This is a genomic window from Nocardioides sp. S-1144 (assembly GCF_005954645.2).
GTDB lineage: Bacteria > Actinomycetota > Actinomycetes > Propionibacteriales > Nocardioidaceae > Nocardioides > Nocardioides dongxiaopingii.
In genome coordinates this window covers 2,480,007-2,495,888 of sequence record NZ_CP040695.2, presented here as the reverse complement: position 1 = coordinate 2,495,888, position 15,882 = coordinate 2,480,007, and the positions used below count along the sequence as shown (strand labels likewise).

General features: G+C 73.7%; 13 protein-coding genes. 12 read left to right on the top strand and 1 reads right to left on the bottom strand.

The features are described from left to right. The first annotated feature begins 6 nt into the window (after window positions 1-6). From carA to FE634_RS11685, 12 genes are all read left to right on the top strand, one after another. Window positions 7-1,188 carry a glutamine-hydrolyzing carbamoyl-phosphate synthase small subunit gene (gene carA, locus FE634_RS11740; protein WP_148240618.1) on the top strand — a complete coding sequence of 394 codons (1,182 nt, stop codon included), beginning with the start codon at window positions 7-9 and terminating at the stop codon, window positions 1,186-1,188. Beyond that, a complete protein-coding gene (gene carB, locus FE634_RS11735; RefSeq protein WP_138875964.1) occupies window positions 1,188-4,547 on the top strand; it encodes a carbamoyl-phosphate synthase large subunit in 3,360 nt (1,119 codons plus the stop codon). Before carA ends, carB begins: the two co-directional genes overlap by 1 nt. 2 nt (window positions 4,548-4,549) lie before the next feature. Continuing rightward, window positions 4,550-5,593 (top strand): quinone-dependent dihydroorotate dehydrogenase, encoded by a 1,044-nt coding sequence (locus FE634_RS11730; RefSeq protein ID WP_138875963.1) that lies wholly within the window; start codon window positions 4,550-4,552, stop codon window positions 5,591-5,593. A 97-nt stretch (window positions 5,594-5,690) separates the two neighbouring features. Further along, window positions 5,691-6,860 carry an alpha-hydroxy-acid oxidizing protein gene (locus FE634_RS11725; RefSeq protein ID WP_137295061.1) on the top strand — a complete coding sequence of 390 codons (1,170 nt, stop codon included), beginning with the start codon at window positions 5,691-5,693 and terminating at the stop codon, window positions 6,858-6,860. Then, window positions 6,860-7,699 (top strand): orotidine-5'-phosphate decarboxylase, encoded by an 840-nt coding sequence (gene pyrF, locus FE634_RS11720; RefSeq protein WP_148240617.1) that lies wholly within the window; start codon window positions 6,860-6,862, stop codon window positions 7,697-7,699. Before FE634_RS11725 ends, pyrF begins: the two co-directional genes overlap by 1 nt. Further along, entirely contained in the window at window positions 7,696-8,157 is a 462-nt protein-coding gene (locus FE634_RS11715; protein WP_138875962.1) for a hypothetical protein, read from the top strand. The genes pyrF and FE634_RS11715 overlap by 4 nt, the downstream gene beginning before the upstream one ends. Window positions 8,158-8,261: 104 nt before the next feature. Continuing rightward, a complete protein-coding gene (gene mihF / locus FE634_RS11710; protein WP_134768348.1) occupies window positions 8,262-8,582 on the top strand; it encodes an integration host factor, actinobacterial type in 321 nt (106 codons plus the stop codon). A 7-nt stretch (window positions 8,583-8,589) separates the two neighbouring features. After that, window positions 8,590-9,162, top strand: a complete 573-nt coding sequence (gene gmk / locus FE634_RS11705; RefSeq protein WP_137295058.1) for a guanylate kinase — start codon at window positions 8,590-8,592, stop codon at window positions 9,160-9,162. A 43-nt stretch (window positions 9,163-9,205) separates the two neighbouring features. Continuing rightward, a complete protein-coding gene (gene rpoZ / locus FE634_RS11700) occupies window positions 9,206-9,538 on the top strand; it encodes a DNA-directed RNA polymerase subunit omega (RefSeq protein ID WP_134768346.1) in 333 nt (110 codons plus the stop codon). 61 nt (window positions 9,539-9,599) lie between these two features. Further along, window positions 9,600-10,847, top strand: a complete 1,248-nt coding sequence (gene coaBC, locus FE634_RS11695; RefSeq protein WP_138875960.1) for a bifunctional phosphopantothenoylcysteine decarboxylase/phosphopantothenate--cysteine ligase CoaBC — start codon at window positions 9,600-9,602, stop codon at window positions 10,845-10,847. 76 nt (window positions 10,848-10,923) lie between these two features. After that, window positions 10,924-12,126, top strand: a complete 1,203-nt coding sequence (metK, locus tag FE634_RS11690) for a methionine adenosyltransferase (protein WP_137295057.1) — start codon at window positions 10,924-10,926, stop codon at window positions 12,124-12,126. A 67-nt stretch (window positions 12,127-12,193) separates the two neighbouring features. Beyond that, complete coding sequence (locus FE634_RS11685) at window positions 12,194-14,263, top strand: primosomal protein N' (protein ID WP_187366681.1); 2,070 nt, start codon at window positions 12,194-12,196, stop codon at window positions 14,261-14,263. A 192-nt stretch (window positions 14,264-14,455) separates the two neighbouring features. Here FE634_RS11685 and FE634_RS11680 read toward each other — a convergent pair whose 3' ends face one another. Beyond that, window positions 14,456-15,691, bottom strand: a complete 1,236-nt coding sequence (locus FE634_RS11680) for an HNH endonuclease signature motif containing protein (protein ID WP_148240616.1) — start codon at window positions 15,689-15,691, stop codon at window positions 14,456-14,458. Between the last annotated feature and the right edge of the window lie 191 nt (window positions 15,692-15,882).

The following is a 15,882-nucleotide window of genomic DNA, read 5'->3' as shown; positions in this document are numbered from 1 at the left end:
TACGGCGTGCCGACGCATGCCCCCGCGATCCTGGTCCTCGAGGACGGTCGCACGTTCCACGGTGACGCCTACGGCGCCGAGGGTGAGACCTTCGGGGAAGCCGTCTTCAACACCGGCATGACCGGGTACCAGGAGACGCTCACCGATCCGTCCTACCACCGTCAGGTGGTCGTGATGACCGCCCCTCACGTCGGCAACACCGGCATGAACGACGACGACCCCGAGTCCGCCCGCATCTGGGTCGCCGGGTACGTCGTCCGCGACCCCGCCCGGGTCCCGTCGAGCTGGCGCAGCCGCCGCAGCCTCGACGACGACCTGCGCGACCAGGGCGTCGTCGGGATCTCCGGCATCGACACCCGCGCGCTGACCCGCCACCTGCGCGAGCGCGGCGCGATGCGGGTGGGGATCTCCTCGACCGGCACCGACGCCGGCGCCCTGCTGGAGCGGGTGCGGGCCTCGGGGCAGATGGCCGGCACCGAGCTGGCCGCGGAGGTCTCCACGACCGCGGGCTACGTCGTCCCGGCCCACGCCGGCCCGTGGGGGGAGAGGCGCTTCACCGTGGCCGCCCTCGACCTCGGCATCAAGACCATGACGCCGTACCGGATGGCCGAGCGGGGCATCGAGGTGCACGTGCTGCCCGCGACCGCGACGATCGACGACATCCGCGCCGTGGGCACCGGGTCCGGCGGCGCCGGGCCCGACGGGCTCTTCTACTCCAACGGCCCCGGCGACCCGGCCGCCACCGTGCACCAGGTCGAGGTGCTCCAGCAGGCGCTGGGGCGCGACCTGCCCTACTTCGGCATCTGCTTCGGCAACCAGCTCTTCGGGCGCGCCCTGGGGTTCGGCACCTTCAAGCTCAGGTACGGCCACCGCGGCATCAACCAGCCGGTGATGGACCGCACCACCGGCAAGGTCGAGGTGACCGCGCACAACCACGGCTTCGCCGTCGACGCGCCGCTGACCGGGTCGACCGCGACGCCGTTCGGCGAGGCCACGGTCAGCCACGTCTGCCTCAACGACGACGTCGTCGAGGGCCTCGAGCTGCGCGACGACGCCGGGCGCCTCAAGGCGTTCTCGGTGCAGTACCACCCCGAGGCCGCCGCCGGACCGCACGACGCCGGCTACCTCTTCGACCGGTTCGTCGACCTCATGGCGGCGTCCCGCGACCAGCAGAAGGACGCGATCTGATGCCGAAGCGCACCGACATCCAGTCCGTGATGGTGATCGGGTCCGGCCCGATCGTCATCGGCCAGGCCTGCGAGTTCGACTACTCCGGCACCCAGGCCTGCCGCGTGCTCAAGGCCGAGGGCCTGCGGGTGATCCTGGTCAACTCCAACCCGGCCACGATCATGACCGACCCGGAGTTCGCCGACGCCACCTACGTCGAGCCGATCACCCCCGAGTTCGTCGAGATGGTCATCGCCAAGGAGCGCCCCGACGCCCTGCTGCCGACCCTCGGCGGCCAGACCGCGCTCAACGCCGCCATCGCGCTGCACGAGAACGGCGTCCTGGAGAAGTACGGCGTCGAGATGATCGGCGCCAGCTTCGAGGCCATCCACCGCGGCGAGAACCGCGAGCTGTTCAACGCCATCGTCGACAAGGTCGGCGGCGAGACCGCCCGCAGCTTCGTGTGCCACACGCTCGAGGACTGCGAGAAGGCCACCCTCGAGCTCGGCTACCCGGTGGTCGTCCGGCCGTCGTTCACGATGGGCGGCACCGGCTCCGGCATCGCCTACGACGAGGCCGGCCTGGCCCGGATCGCCGGCGCCGGCCTCGACGCCAGCCCGACCACCGAGGTGCTGATCGAGGAGTCGATCATCGGGTGGAAGGAGTACGAGCTGGAGGTGATGCGCGACCAGGCCGACAACGTGGTCATCGTCTGCTCGATCGAGAACGTCGACCCGATGGGCGTGCACACCGGCGACTCCATCACCGTGGCCCCGGCGATGACGCTGACCGACCGCGAGTACCAGCACCTGCGCGACCTCGCGATCGGCATCATCCGCGAGGTCGGTGTCGACACCGGCGGCTGCAACATCCAGTACGCCGTCAACCCCGACGACGGCCGGGTCATCGTGATCGAGATGAACCCGCGGGTCTCCCGCTCGAGCGCGCTGGCCTCCAAGGCGACGGGCTTCCCGATCGCCAAGATCGCCGCCAAGGTGGCGATCGGGTACACCCTCGACGAGATCCGCAACGACATCACGCAGGAGACACCCGCGTCGTTCGAGCCGACCCTCGACTACGTCGTGGTGAAGGTGCCGCGGTTCGCGTTCGAGAAGTTCCCCGGCGCCGACCCGACGCTGACGACGCACATGAAGAGCGTCGGCGAGGCGATGGCGATCGGGCGCAACTTCACCGAGGCGCTGCAGAAGGCGCTGCGCTCGCTGGAGAGCAAGGACGCCGTCTTCGACTGGCACCAGGAGTGGGTCGACCTCGACAAGGAGGCGCTGCTCGCGGAGGTCGCGACGCCGCACGACGGCCGCCTGAAGAAGGTGATGGACGCGCTGCGCGCCGGTGCGACGCCCGAGGAGGTCTTCGAGTCCACGCGGATCGACCCGTGGTTCATCGACCAGCTGCTGCTGATCAACGAGGTCGCCGAGGAGGTCACCGCGGCCCCCGAGCTGACGCCCGAGATCCTGCGCCGGGCCAAGCGGCACGGCTTCTCCGACGACCAGGTCGGCAAGATCCGCGGCATGAGCGCCGACGTCGTCCGCGGCGTCCGGCACGCGCTCGGCATCCGCCCGGTCTACAAGACCGTCGACACCTGCGCGGCCGAGTTCGCCGCGCGCACGCCGTACCACTACAGCTCCTACGACGAGGAGAGCGAGGTCGCGCCCCGCGAGCGGCCGGCGGTGATCATCCTCGGGTCCGGCCCCAACCGGATCGGGCAGGGCATCGAGTTCGACTACTCGTGCGTGCACGCGTCGCTGGCGCTGAGCGACCCCGACCTGCCCGGTGGCGGCTACGACACCGTGATGGTCAACTGCAACCCCGAGACGGTCTCGACCGACTACGACACCTCCGACCGGCTCTACTTCGAGCCGCTCACCCTCGAGGACGTCCTGGAGATCGTGCACGCCGAGCGGCAGGCCGGCCCGATCGCCGGCGTCATCTGCCAGCTCGGCGGCCAGACGCCGCTGGGCCTGGCCCAGGGGCTCGCCGCCAACGGCGTTCCGATCGTCGGCACCTCGCCCGACGCGATCGACCTCGCCGAGGACCGCGGCGCGTTCGGCCGGGTGCTCGCCGAGGCCGGTCTGGTCGCCCCCAAGCACGGCACCGCGACGTCGTACCCCGAGGCGCAGCGGATCGCCACCGAGGTCGGGTACCCCGTCCTGGTGCGCCCGTCCTACGTGCTCGGCGGGCGCGGCATGGAGATCGTCTACGGCGACGAGGCCCTGCAGTCCTACCTGGAGAAGTACGTCGCCGCCGGGCTGATCAGCCGCGACGCGCCGGTGCTCGTCGACCGGTTCGTCGACGACGCAGTGGAGGTCGACGTCGACGCCCTCTTCGACGGCGAGCAGCTCTACCTCGGCGGCGTCATGGAGCACATCGAGGAGGCCGGCATCCACTCCGGCGACTCCAGCTGCGCGCTACCGCCGATCACGCTCGGTGAGCGCGAGGTCGGCCGGATCCGCGAGGCGACCGAGGCGATCGCCCGGGGCGTCGGCGTCCGCGGCCTGCTGAACATCCAGTTCGCCCTCGGCTCCGACATCCTCTACGTGCTCGAGGCCAACCCGCGTGCCTCGCGCACGGTGCCGTTCGTGTCGAAGGCGACCGCGACCCCGCTGGCCAAGGCGGCGGCGCGGGTGATGCTCGGTGAGTCGATCGCCGACCTGCGCGCTGCCGGCCTGCTCCCGGCCACCGGCGACGGGGGAGCTCTGCCGCCCGACCAGCCGATCGCGGTCAAGGAGGCGGTGATGCCGTTCAACCGGTTCCGCACCCCCGACGGCCAGCAGGTCGACACCGTCCTCGGGCCCGAGATGAAGTCGACCGGCGAGGTGATGGGGCTCGACCGCGACTTCGGCACCGCCTTCAGCAAGTCGCAGGCCGCGGCGTTCGGGCCGCTGCCCCAGCCGGTCGTCGACGGCCGCGCGAGCCGCGTGTTCGTCTCGATGGCCAACCGCGACAAGCGCTCCATGGTCTTCCCGATCAAGGTGCTGGCCGACCTCGGCTTCGAGATCCTCGCCACCCAGGGCACGGCCGAGGTGCTGCGCCGCAACGGCGTGCCGTGCGGCGTGGTCCGCAAGCACTTCGACGGCCCCGGGCCCGACGGCGAGCGCACCACCGTGCAGCTCATCCTCGACGGCGAGGTCCAGCTGATCGTCAACACGCCCTACGGCGCGGGCGCGGCCCTCGACGGCGGCAACTCCCGCATCGACGGCTACGAGATCCGCACCGCCGCCGTGCGCGCCAACGTCCCGTGCATCACGACGGTGCAGGGCCTCGGCGCGGCCGTGCAGGGCATCGAGGCGATGAAGCGGGGCGACGTCGGGGTCCGCAGCCTGCAGGACTGGGCGGCGTCGATGACCGCGGGCCGGGCCTGAGCGTGGGGCTCTACCGCCGGGCCTTCGAGCACGGGTTCCGCCGGGTCGACCCCGAGCGGGCCCACCACCTCGGGTTCCGGGCGATCCGGCTCGGGGCCCCCGTGCTCGGCCGGCTGCCCGGCCCTGCGGGGGAGCCGGTCACGGCGATGGGCCTGACCTTCCCGCACGCCCTCGGCCTGGCGGCCGGCTTCGACAAGAACGCCGTCGGCATCGACGCCCTCGGCGCCCTCGGCTTCGGCCACGTCGAGATCGGCACGGTGACCGGACAGGCCCAGCCCGGCAACCCGACGCCGCGGCTGTTCCGGCTCGTGGCCGACCGCGCCGTGGTCAACCGGATGGGCTTCAACAACGACGGCGCCGAGGCGGTCGCACGGCGCCTGGCCGCCCGCGGTCGGCGCGCGCCCGGCACCGGGCCGGTGCTGGGCATCAACATCGGCAAGACCAAGGTCGTCCCCGAGGACGACCAGGCCGCCGTCCTCGCCGACCACGCCACCAGCACCCGGCTGCTCGCCCCGCACGCCGACTACCTCGTCGTCAACGTCAGCTCGCCGAACACCCCCGGCCTGCGCACGCTGCAGGCCGTCGAGCGGCTCGAGCCGCTGCTGGAGCACGTCCGCACCGTCGCCGACTCGGTCACCACCGGCCGGGACAGGGTGCCGCTGCTGGTGAAGATCGCCCCCGACCTCGCCGACGACGACGTCCTCGCCGTCGCCGACCTGGCCCTGGCGACCGGGCTCGACGGGATCATCGCCACCAACACCACCATCGGCCGCGACGGGCTGCGCAGCCACCCCGCCGAGGTCGCCGAGGCCGGCGCGGGCGGGCTGTCCGGAGCGCCGCTCACGGCCCGCGCCACCGAGGTCGTGCGGATGCTGCGGCAGCGCGTCGGACCCGACCTCACCCTGGTCGGGGTCGGCGGGATCTCCACCGCCGACGACGCCCGCGAGCGGCTGGCCGCCGGTGCGGACCTGCTCCAGGCCTACACGGCGTTCATCTACGAGGGTCCGCTCTGGCCGCGCCGGATCGTGACAGGGTTGCGCGCATGACATATTTCGAGACGCCGGTCGCGAGCTCCTCCGTCGCTCGCGCGACTCCTCGATCTCCCCGCGTGTTCCACCCCCTCGCAAGCTCGAGGGTGGCGCGGTGAGCTTCGGCGACTACCAGATCGAGCTGTACCTCGGGGCGCTCGGCGGTGTGCTGCCCGCCCACCCGCTCACCCACGCCGAGCTGGAGGCCGGCGCGCTCGCCGTGCTGCCGCCGGAGCTGCGCACCTACGTCGCCGGCGGCGCGGGCGACGAGGCCACCCAACGGGCCAACGTGACGGCGTTCGAGCGGTGGGCGCTGGTGCCGCGGATGCTCAACGCCCGCACCGAGCGCGACCTGTCGGTCGAGCTGTTCGGCAAGCACCTGGCGAGCCCGCTGATGATGGCGCCGGTCGGCGTCGTCGGGCTGTGCACCCTCGACCAGCACGGCGACGTCCACGCCGCCGAGGTGTCGGCGGCGACCGGCGTCCCGCTGATCGGCTCGACGCTGATGAGCGACCCGCTCGAGGACGTCGTCGCGGCCACCGGCGACACCCCGGCGTGGTTCCAGCTCTACACGCCGAAGAGCCGCGAGCTCGCGGCCAGCCTGGTCTCGCGCGCCGAGAGGGCCGGCTACGACGCCCTCGTGGTCACCCTCGACACCTGGGTCCCCGGCTGGCGCCCGCGCGACCTGGCCAGCGGCAACTTCCCGCAGCTGCGCGGCAAGGCGCTGGCCAACTACACCTCCGACCCGGTCTTCGCCGAGATGACCGGCCCCGACCCCGACCCGGCCACCGTGGTGTTCACGTGGGTCGGCCAGTTCGGCAACCCGCTCACCTGGGACGACCTCCCGTGGCTGCGCTCGCTCACCGACCTGCCGATCGTGCTCAAGGGCATCTGCCACCCCGACGACGCCCGGCGCGCCCTCGACGGCGGGGTCGACGGCATCTACTGCTCCAACCACGGCGGCCGGCAGGCCAACGGCGGGGGAGCGGCGCTCGACTGGCTGCCCGGCGTCGTCGACGCCGTCGCCGCCCACGGTGGTGACGCGCCGGTCGTCTTCGACTCCGGCGTCCGTTCCGGCGCCGACGTCGTCAAGGCCCTCGCCCTCGGCGCCACGGCGGTCGCCGTCGGTCGCCCCTACGTCTACGGGCTCGCCCTCGGCGGGGTGCCGGGCGCCGTGCACGTGCTGCGGGCGCTCCAGGCCGAGACCGACCTGATCATGGCCGTGGACGGCTACCCGAACCGCGCGGACCTGACCCGCGACGCCCTGGTGAGGACGATGCCCTGATGAGCCCCTCGACCACCCACGGCTTCGGCGCGCGCTTCCACGCCGCCCTGGCCGACCGCGGACCGTTCTGCGTCGGCATCGACCCGCACGCCGCGCTGCTGCACGCCTGGGGCCTCGACGACGACGTCGCCGGGCTGGAGCGGTTCGCGCTCACGGTGGTGGAGGCCGTCGCGCCGCTGTGCTCGATGGTCAAGCCGCAGTCGGCCTTCTACGAGCGCTTCGGCTCCCGCGGGATCGCCGTGCTCGAGCGGGTCGTCGCGGAGTCGCGCGCCGCCGGGGCGCTGGTGCTGCTCGACGTGAAGCGCGGCGACATCGGCTCCACGTCGCAGGCCTACGCCGAGGCCTACCTCGACCCCGCGAGCCCGCTCGCCGTGGACGCCGTGACGCTCAGCCCCTACCTGGGGTTCGGGTCGCTGACGCCGTTCGTCGAGACCGCCCGCCGGCACGACGCCGGGCTGTTCGTGCTGGCGCTGACCTCCAACGCCGAGGGCCCCGAGATCCAGCACGCCACCGTCGACACCGGCGAGAGCGTCGCGCGTCGGGTGCTCGACCACCTCGCGGCGCTCAACGCGGGCGCTGAGCCGCTCGGCTCGTTCGGCGCGGTGATCGGCGCCACCATCGCCGACCCCGGCTTCGACCTCGACTTCAACGGCCCGATCCTCGCGCCCGGCTTCGGCGCCCAGGGCGGCACGCCCGCCGACGTCCGCCGGATCTTCGGCGCCGCGACCCCGCACGTCGCCCCGAGCTCCTCGCGCGACGTGCTCCGCGCCGGACCCGACCTGGAGGCGATGCGCGCCGCCGTGCGCCGGGCCAACGACGACCTGCGCGGGCCGGCGTGAGCCGCCCCCGGCGGGCCTGGGCGCTGGTGCTGCTGCCCGGGCTGCTCGGGGCGCTGACCGCGTGCGGGGAGGATCCCGACGCCTTCGAGGGCTACTGCGACGTCGTCGTCGAGGAGCAGGCCGAGCTAGGGCGGGTGCTGGCCGCCGACGACGGGGCCGCCGGGCTGCTCCCGGGCCTGCCGATCTTCGAGCGCCTCGAGGAGGCCGCCCCCGACGACGTCGCCGACGACTGGTCGGTGGTCGTGCAGCGCCTCTCCTCGCTCGCCGACGCCCTCGAGGCCGCCGGGGTCGACCCCGTGACCTACGACCCCGTCGACCCGCCCGACGACGTCACCCCCGAGGAGCTGGAGGCCATCGAGTCCGGTGCCGGCAGCGTGCGCAGCGAGGCGCTGCGCGAGGCGGTGCAGAACGTCGAGCAGCAGTCCCGCGACGTCTGCAAGACCGAGCTGGCGCTCTGACGGCACCGGCGACGCAGGGCGCGTTGCCGCTGCCCGATCCTCATGACTAGATTGGCCCGACGCGGCTCCTCCTGCCGCCCGACCCGACCGAAGGACCCGTGCCCGTGGCATTGCCCCCACTGACACCCGAGCAACGCCAGGCGGCGCTCCTGAAGGCCGCGGCCTCGCGACGCGAGCGGGCCGAGGTGAAGAACCGCCTGAAGAACTCCGGTGCCTCGATCATCGACGTCGTCGCCGAGGGGCGCACCAACGAGGTCATCGGCAAGATGCGCGTCGTCGACCTGCTGCAGTCGATGCCCGGCCTCGGCAAGGTCCGCGCGCGCCAGGTGATGGAGCGCCTCGGCATCGCCGAGTCCCGCCGCGTGCGCGGCCTCGGCACCAAGCAGATCGCGGCGCTCGGGCGCGAGTTCGCGCCCGACCAGTGACCGGCCAGTGACCGGCAACCGGCTCGTCGTCCTGGCCGGCCCGACCGCCGTCGGCAAGGGCACCGTGGCCGCGGCCGTCCGCGAGGAGCACCCCGACGTTTGGATCTCGGTGTCGGTCACGACCCGGCGCGCCCGCCCGGGCGAGGTCGACGGCGTCCACTACCACTTCGTCGACGACGCGGCCTTCGACCGGCTCGTCGCCGGCGGCGAGCTGCTGGAGTGGGCCGTGGTCCACAAGGCCGCCCGCTACGGGACGCCGCGGGGTCCGGTGGTCACCTCGCTGGAGGCCGGGCAGCCCTCCCTGCTGGAGATCGACCTGCAGGGCGCGCGGCAGGTGCGCGAGACGATGCCGGAGGCCGTCTTCGTCTTCCTCAAGCCGCCGTCGTGGGACGAGCTGGTCCGCCGCCTGGTCGGCCGGGGCACCGAGACGGCCGAGGAGCGCGAGCGCCGCCTCGAGACCGCGCGGGCCGAGCTGGCCGCCGAGCCGGAGTTCGACGTCACCATCGTAAACCACGAAGTTCACGCTGCAGCCGACGAGTTGGTAGCCTTGATGAAGTCGGGCACCTCTTCGTCCGCCTGACCGTGCTCCACCCAGCATCTACCCGACTCAGTGAGGCCTCTGCGTGTCTGCGCCCAACATCGATGCCGTCGGCGTCACCAACCCGTCCATCGACGACCTGCTGACCAAGACCGACAGCAAGTACAAGCTGGTCCTCTACAGCGCCAAGCGCGCCCGGCAGATCAACGCCTACTACTCCCAGCTCGGTGAGGGCCTGCTCGAGTACGTCGGCCCCCTCGTCGACACCCACGTCCAGGAGAAGCCGCTCTCGATCGCGCTGCGCGAGATCGCCGACGACAAGCTCACCTGCGAGGACGTCGACCCCGCCGAGCTCGCCGCCGAGGAGGCCGCCGCGGCCCAGGCCGCGCTCGACGCCTCGGCCAACTACAGCGAGTGACCCGTCCCGTGACCGGATCAGCCGCCTGAGCACCAGCACCGACGACGAGGCCGCGACCCCCCTGGGGTCGCGGCCCGTCCGTCGTCCGAGCGTCGTCCTGGGCGTCGGCGGCGGCATCGCCGCCTACAAGGCCTGCGAGCTGCTGCGCCGCCTCACCGAGTCCGGGCACGACGTCACCGTCGTCCCGACCGAGGCGGCCCTGGCCTTCGTGGGCGCGCCCACCTGGGCCGCGCTCTCCGGACGGCCCGTGGCCACCGACGTGTGGACCGACGTCCACGAGGTGCCGCACGTGCGGATCGGGCAGCACGCCGACCTGGTCGTGGTGGCCCCGGCCACCGCCGACCTGCTGGCCCGGGCGGCCCACGGCCTGGCCGACGACCTGCTCACCAACACCCTGCTCACCGCCCGCTGCCCGGTGGTGCTCGCGCCCGCGATGCACACCGAGATGTGGGAGCACGCCGCCACCCGCGCCAACGTCGCCACACTGCGCTCGCGCGGCGTCCTGGTGGTCGAGCCCGCCGAGGGCCGGCTGACCGGTGCCGACACCGGCAAGGGCCGGCTGCCCGAGCCGGCCGCGCTGTTCGAGGTGTGCGCCGACGTGCTCGCCCGCGGCGTCGCGCCGACGCTCGACCTGGCCGGGCGCCACGTCGTCGTCTCCGCCGGCGGGACCCGCGAGCCGCTCGACCCCGTCCGCTACCTGGGCAACCGGTCCTCGGGCCGCCAGGGCTACGCGCTGGCGCGGGCCGCCGCCGCCCGCGGCGCCGAGGTCACCGTCGTGGCCGCCAACGTCGACCTCCCCGACCCGGCCGGCGCCACCGTCGTCCGGGTGGGCACGACCGCCGAGCTGCACGACCGGGTGGTCGCCGCCGCGGCGCGCGCGGACGCGGTCGTGATGGCCGCCGCCCCCGCGGACTTCCGCCCGAGCGAGGTCAGCGACGACAAGATCAAGAAGGCCGGCGACGGCTCGGCGCCGACGATCACCCTGGTCCAGAACGACGACATCCTGCGGGAGATCTCGACCCACCGCGCCCGCCCGGGCTCGGTGGTCGTCGGGTTCGCCGCCGAGACCGGCGACGCCACCGGGTCGGTGCTCGACCTGGCCCGCGCCAAGCTGGCCCGCAAGGGCTGCGACCTGCTCGTCGTCAACGACGTCAGCGGGGGAGCGGTGTTCGGCAGCCCCGACAACGAGGCCGTCGTCCTCGGTGCCGACGGCGCCGTGGTCGAGGTGCCGCACGGCACCAAGACGGCGCTCGCGCACGTCATCTGGGACGAGGTCGTGCGCCGACTCGACCGTCAATTCGACCCGTGAGACGCCCGTCTTGCATCCTGGTCGTCATCTGATACTTCCCCTGCACCTCCACACCTGAGCGAGAGCGAGTTTGACCGTGGCTGGACGTCTTTTCACCTCCGAGTCCGTGACCGAGGGACACCCCGACAAGATCGCGGACCGGATCAGCGACACGGTCCTCGACTACCTGATGGAGAACGACACCAACAAGCAGGACCTCCGGGTCGCGGTGGAGACGCTGCTGACCACGGGCCTGGTCGTCGTGGCCGGTGAGGTCCGCACGACGGCCTACGCCCCGGTCGCCGACCTGGTGCGCGCCGCCATCCTCGACATCGGCTACGACTCCTCGGAGAAGGGCTTCGACGGCACCACGTGCGGCGTCCAGGTCGCCATCGGCGCCCAGTCGAGCGACATCGCCCAGGGCGTCGACTCCGGCATCGAGCAGCGCGTCGGGGCCTCCGACGACGAGCTCGACGCCCGCGGCGCCGGCGACCAGGGCCTGATGTTCGGCTACGCCTGCGACGACACCGACGTGCTGATGCCGCTGCCGATCGTGATCGCCCAGCGCCTGGCCGAGAAGCTCACCGAGGTCCGCAAGAACGGCACCATGCCGAACCTGCGTCCCGACGGCAAGACCCAGGTCACCATCGAGTACGACGAGGACGACCGCCCGGTGCGCATCGACACCGTCGTGCTGTCGACCCAGCACTCCGAGGAGACCGACCTCAGCAAGCTCGAGGCCGAGATCCAGCAGAACGTCATCGACCCGGTGCTGGCCTCGTTCTCGCTGCCCTCCGAGGGCTACCGCCTGCTGGTGAACCCGACCGGCCGCTTCGTGGTCGGTGGCCCGATGGGCGACGCCGGCCTCACCGGCCGCAAGATCATCGTCGACACCTACGGCGGCATGGCCCGCCACGGCGGCGGCGCGTTCTCCGGCAAGGACCCGTCGAAGGTCGACCGCTCGGCCGCCTACGCCATGCGCTGGGTCGCCAAGAACGTCGTCGCGGCGGGCCTCGCGCGCCGCTGCGAGGTCCAGGTCGCCTACGCGATCGGCAAGGCCCAGCCGGTCGGCGTGTTCGTGCAGACCTTCGGCACCGGCGTCGTCAGCGACGAGAAGATCCAGGAGGCCGTCCTGTCGGTCTTCGACCTGCGCCCGGCCGCCATCCTGCGCGACCTCGACCTGCTCCGCCCGATCTACGCCAAGACCTCGGCCTACGGCCACTTCGGCCGCGAGCTGCCCGAGTTCACCTGGGAGCGCACCGACCGCGCCGACGCCCTCAAGGCGGCGACCGGCGTCTGAGCCCCACCCGTCGTCCCACCGGGCAGGACCCGGTGGGGCGTCGGTGCGCGCTGGTAGACATCGGCCCATGACCGAACGTCCCGAGCCCGAGGTGCCGCAGCCCGAGCTGCTGCCCGGGATGGTGCGGGCCACGGTCAAGCAGGCCCAGGCCAAGGCCCGCGCGACCCGGGCGCGCAACGCCGCCGAGGCGGCCGTCGCCGAGGTGGCACCGGTGGCCCGGGTGCTGGTCGACGTCCCGCTCGCCCACCTCGACCGCACCTTCGACTATGCGGTCCCGGCGACGATGGCCGAGGCCGCCGTCCCCGGGGTGCGCGTCAAGGTGCGCTTCGCGGGCCAGGACGTCGACGGCTACCTCGTCGAGCGTGCCGACCAGACCGACCACACCGGCCGGCTCACCCCGCTGCGCCGCGTGGTGAGCCCAGAGCCGGTGCTGTCGCCGCAGGTCGCGGCGCTCACCGCCGACGTCGCCGAGCGCTACGCCGGCGTGCGCTCCGACGTGCTGCGGCTCGCCGTCCCGCCGCGACACGCCACCACCGAGAAGCAGCCGTCGCCGGACCGACCCGCCGACGGGATCGTCGCGCCCCACACCGACGCCGAGCACGACACCGGCGCCGGGTGGGCCGGCTACGACCACGGGCCGGCGTTCCTGGGCCACCTCGCCGACGGCGGGTCACCGCGCGCGGTGTGGACCGTAGCCCCCGGCGACGACTGGCCCGCGCTCGTGGCCGCCGCGGCCGCCGCGACCGTGCGCTCGGGCCGGGGCGTGCTGGTCTGCGTGCCCGACGGCAAGGACGTCGCCCGCGTCGACGCCGCGCTGGGTGCCGCGCTGGGTCCCGACCAGCACGTCACGCTCACCGCCGACTCCGGGCCGGCCCGGCGCTACCGCGACTTCCTCGCGATCAGCCGGGGCGCCCGGCGGGTCGTGGTGGGCACCCGCGCCGCGGCGTTCGCGCCGGTGGTCGACCTCGGCCTGGTCGTGGTGTGGGACGACGGCGACGACCTGCACGCCGAGCCGCGGGCGCCCTACCCTCACACCCGCGAGGTGCTCCTGCTGCGTGCCGAGCGGGAGGGCGTCGCGGCGCTGGTCGGCGGCTTCTCCCGCAGCGTCGAGGCGGCCTACCTCACGCCGGGCGGGTGGGCGCACGAGCTGGTCGCGCCGCGGGCCCGGTTGCGCTCGGCCGTCACGGTCGCGATCGCCGGGGCGACCGACTTCGACCTCGAGCGCGACCCGCACGGCGCCGGGGCCCGGGTGCCGCGCCAGGTGCACGACCTGGTGCGCTCGGCGCTGACCACGGGCCCGGTGCTGGTGCAGACCCCGCGCGCCGGGTACGCGCTGGCCCTGGCCTGCGAGCGCTGCCGCACGCCGGCGCGCTGCGCGACGTGCGCCGGCCCGCTCGCGCTCACCTCGCCCACCACGCCGCCGGCCTGCCGCTGGTGCGCCACCCCGGCCCTCGGGTGGGCCTGCCGCGAGTGCGGGGCGCACGGGCTGCGGGCCCCCGTCCTCGGCGACGCGCGCACCGGCGAGGAGCTCGGCCGGGCCTTCCCCAGCACCCTGGTGCGCACCTCGTCGGGCGACCACGTGCTCGCCGAGGTGCCCGACATCCCGTCGATCGTCGTGGCCACCCCCGGGGCCGAGCCGGTCGCCGCGGGCGGGTACGCCGCCGTGGTCCTGCTCGACACCTGGCTGCTCCTGGGTCGCGACGACCTCCGTGCCGCGGAGGAGGCGCTGCGCCGGTGGAGCAACGCCGTGGGGCTGGTCCGTCCCGGCGGGCGCGCGATGGCGGTCGGCGACCCCGCCCACCCCGCGCTGCAGGCCCTGGTGCGCTGGGACCACGCCGGCTTCGCGCGGCGCGAGGCGCGCGACCGCCACGAGGCGCGGCTGCCCCCGACGACCCGGCTGGCCACCGTCACCGGCGAGCCCGGCGCCGTCGACGACGCCCTCACCCTGCTCGCCCCGCCCGCCCACGTCGAGGTCCTCGGCCCGGTGCCCGCCGGCCCCGAGGAGGAGCGGCTGGTGCTCCGCACCCCGCGCGCCCACGGCGCCGACCTGTCCCGCGCCCTCGGCGACCTCCAGCGGATCCGCTCGGCCCGCAAGCTCGACGCCGTGCGGGTGCGCGTCGACCCGCAGCAGCTCTGAGCCGGACCGTCGAGAGCCTGTGGTCGGCCGCGTGGTCGCGCGGGTCGCCGAGGACGGCCGGGAGTGGGGCGGGCGCCGAGGTGCGCTGGGAGGGTGAGCACGGCACCTCCAGCACCCCAGTCGCCCACGTCGAGCACTCTCGGGCTGGGCATGCCGATGTCCCCGCCGGGGCGGGGTGTCGGGGCGGGTCGGTCAGGTCTCGGCGGGGCGTGCTGTCGACGCTGGTGGGTCGAGGGCGGTGGTGCCGTGGTGGTCTCGTCGGTAGGTGAGGCCCGACGGCGCGGTCCAGTCGTAGGTGCCGGGATCGGCCATCCGGTAGTGCCAGCGGCTGTGGGTCTTGGCGCGGTGGTGGCGTCGGCAGAGGGGCGCGAGGTTGTCGCTGCTGGTGGTGCCGCCGGCTGAGTACGGGACGACGTGGTCGAGGTCGCAGCGGGTGGCGGGGCGGCGGCAGTGGGGGAAGACGCAGGTGAGGTCGCGCAGCTCGATCTGTTCGCGCAACCGGTCGGGGGCTTCGTAGGCCTCGACGTGGACGTGGTCGTGGAGGTCGATGACGGGCTTGATGGTGACCTTCGCGGCGGTGGCGCACCAGGTGCGGATGGTCTCGACGGTGACCGGACTCCTGGTGGTCGCGCAGCGCCCAAGGTCCGGACTGTCGTGGTGGACGTGCACGACGAGGTCACGGGTGGGTCGCGTGACGAGGTCGAGGGGCTGCTCGCCGCGGGCGAGGTCGCCGAGGGCGATCGACCGTCGGACGTCGAGGGGGTCGGTGGATCCGGCGTCGGTGAGCCTCGCGGCTCCGGTCTGGAGGGCGTCCTCGAGGTCAAGGGCGTCGGGAACCGACAGGAGGGCGTCGAGGCGGACGTGACCCTGGAGGGTGACGTTCGTCAGGTCGATCCAGGCGTGCCGTTCGTCGGCGGGCGGGGCGACGTCCTGGGGTGCGTATCGGGCGAGGGCCTCGGTGACGAGGCGGTCGAGCTGGGCGAAGGTGATCGAGGAGACGGCCTGGGCGAGTCGGGCGTCGACGTACGCCGCGCCGTCGACGGGCAGGCGCATCGTCGACTCGGCGATCCGACCGGCCTTCCAGACGGGGAGCCGCCCGTCGAGGACCGCTGCCCACAGGCGGGGAAGCCGGTAGCGGAGCTCGAGGGCCCGCCCGAGGTAGCCCAGCCCGGCGTCGGTGCTCATGCCCATCGCGGCGGCGAGGTCGTAGGCGGCGAACTCCTCGATGACCGGGCAGCCGACGCCACCCAGCGGGAGCGGCCGTTCGCCGAACGTCACGGTGTGGGGGTCATCGTCGGTGGTGTGCTCGAGGGCCCAGTCGAGAACCGCAACCAGGGTCGCGACCTCGGCCCGGCGGGTCGCCGCCTGGTGGGTGCGCACCGCTGCCAGGGCCGGGTCGGCGGTCTGGGTGGCGGTGGCTGCGGGCATGGGTCTATTCTACGACGATCGACGGACAATCGCTACTGTGTTCGAACATCTGTGCAGAACGGCCCGCCGGACCCGCGACCCGCCGGAGGGGCGCCGGACCCGCGGGACCCGTGCGCAGGGCATGGGGATCGACCCCGAGTCCCGGACGACGGCCAACTAGGATGGCCGACCCGAGCACATCCCGTCCCGCA

Excerpts from the sequence above, each read along its gene's own strand:
- pyrF (WP_148240617.1), top strand. The coding sequence starts at position 6,860 with ATGAGCCCCTCGACCACCCACGGCTTCGGCGCGCGCTTCCACGCCGCC.
- FE634_RS11685 (WP_187366681.1), top strand. The coding sequence starts at position 12,194 with ATGACCGAACGTCCCGAGCCCGAGGTGCCGCAGCCCGAGCTGCTGCCC.
- FE634_RS11680 (WP_148240616.1), bottom strand. The coding sequence starts at position 15,691 with ATGCCCGCAGCCACCGCCACCCAGACCGCCGACCCGGCCCTGGCAGCG.
- carB (WP_138875964.1), top strand. The coding sequence starts at position 1,188 with ATGCCGAAGCGCACCGACATCCAGTCCGTGATGGTGATCGGGTCCGGC.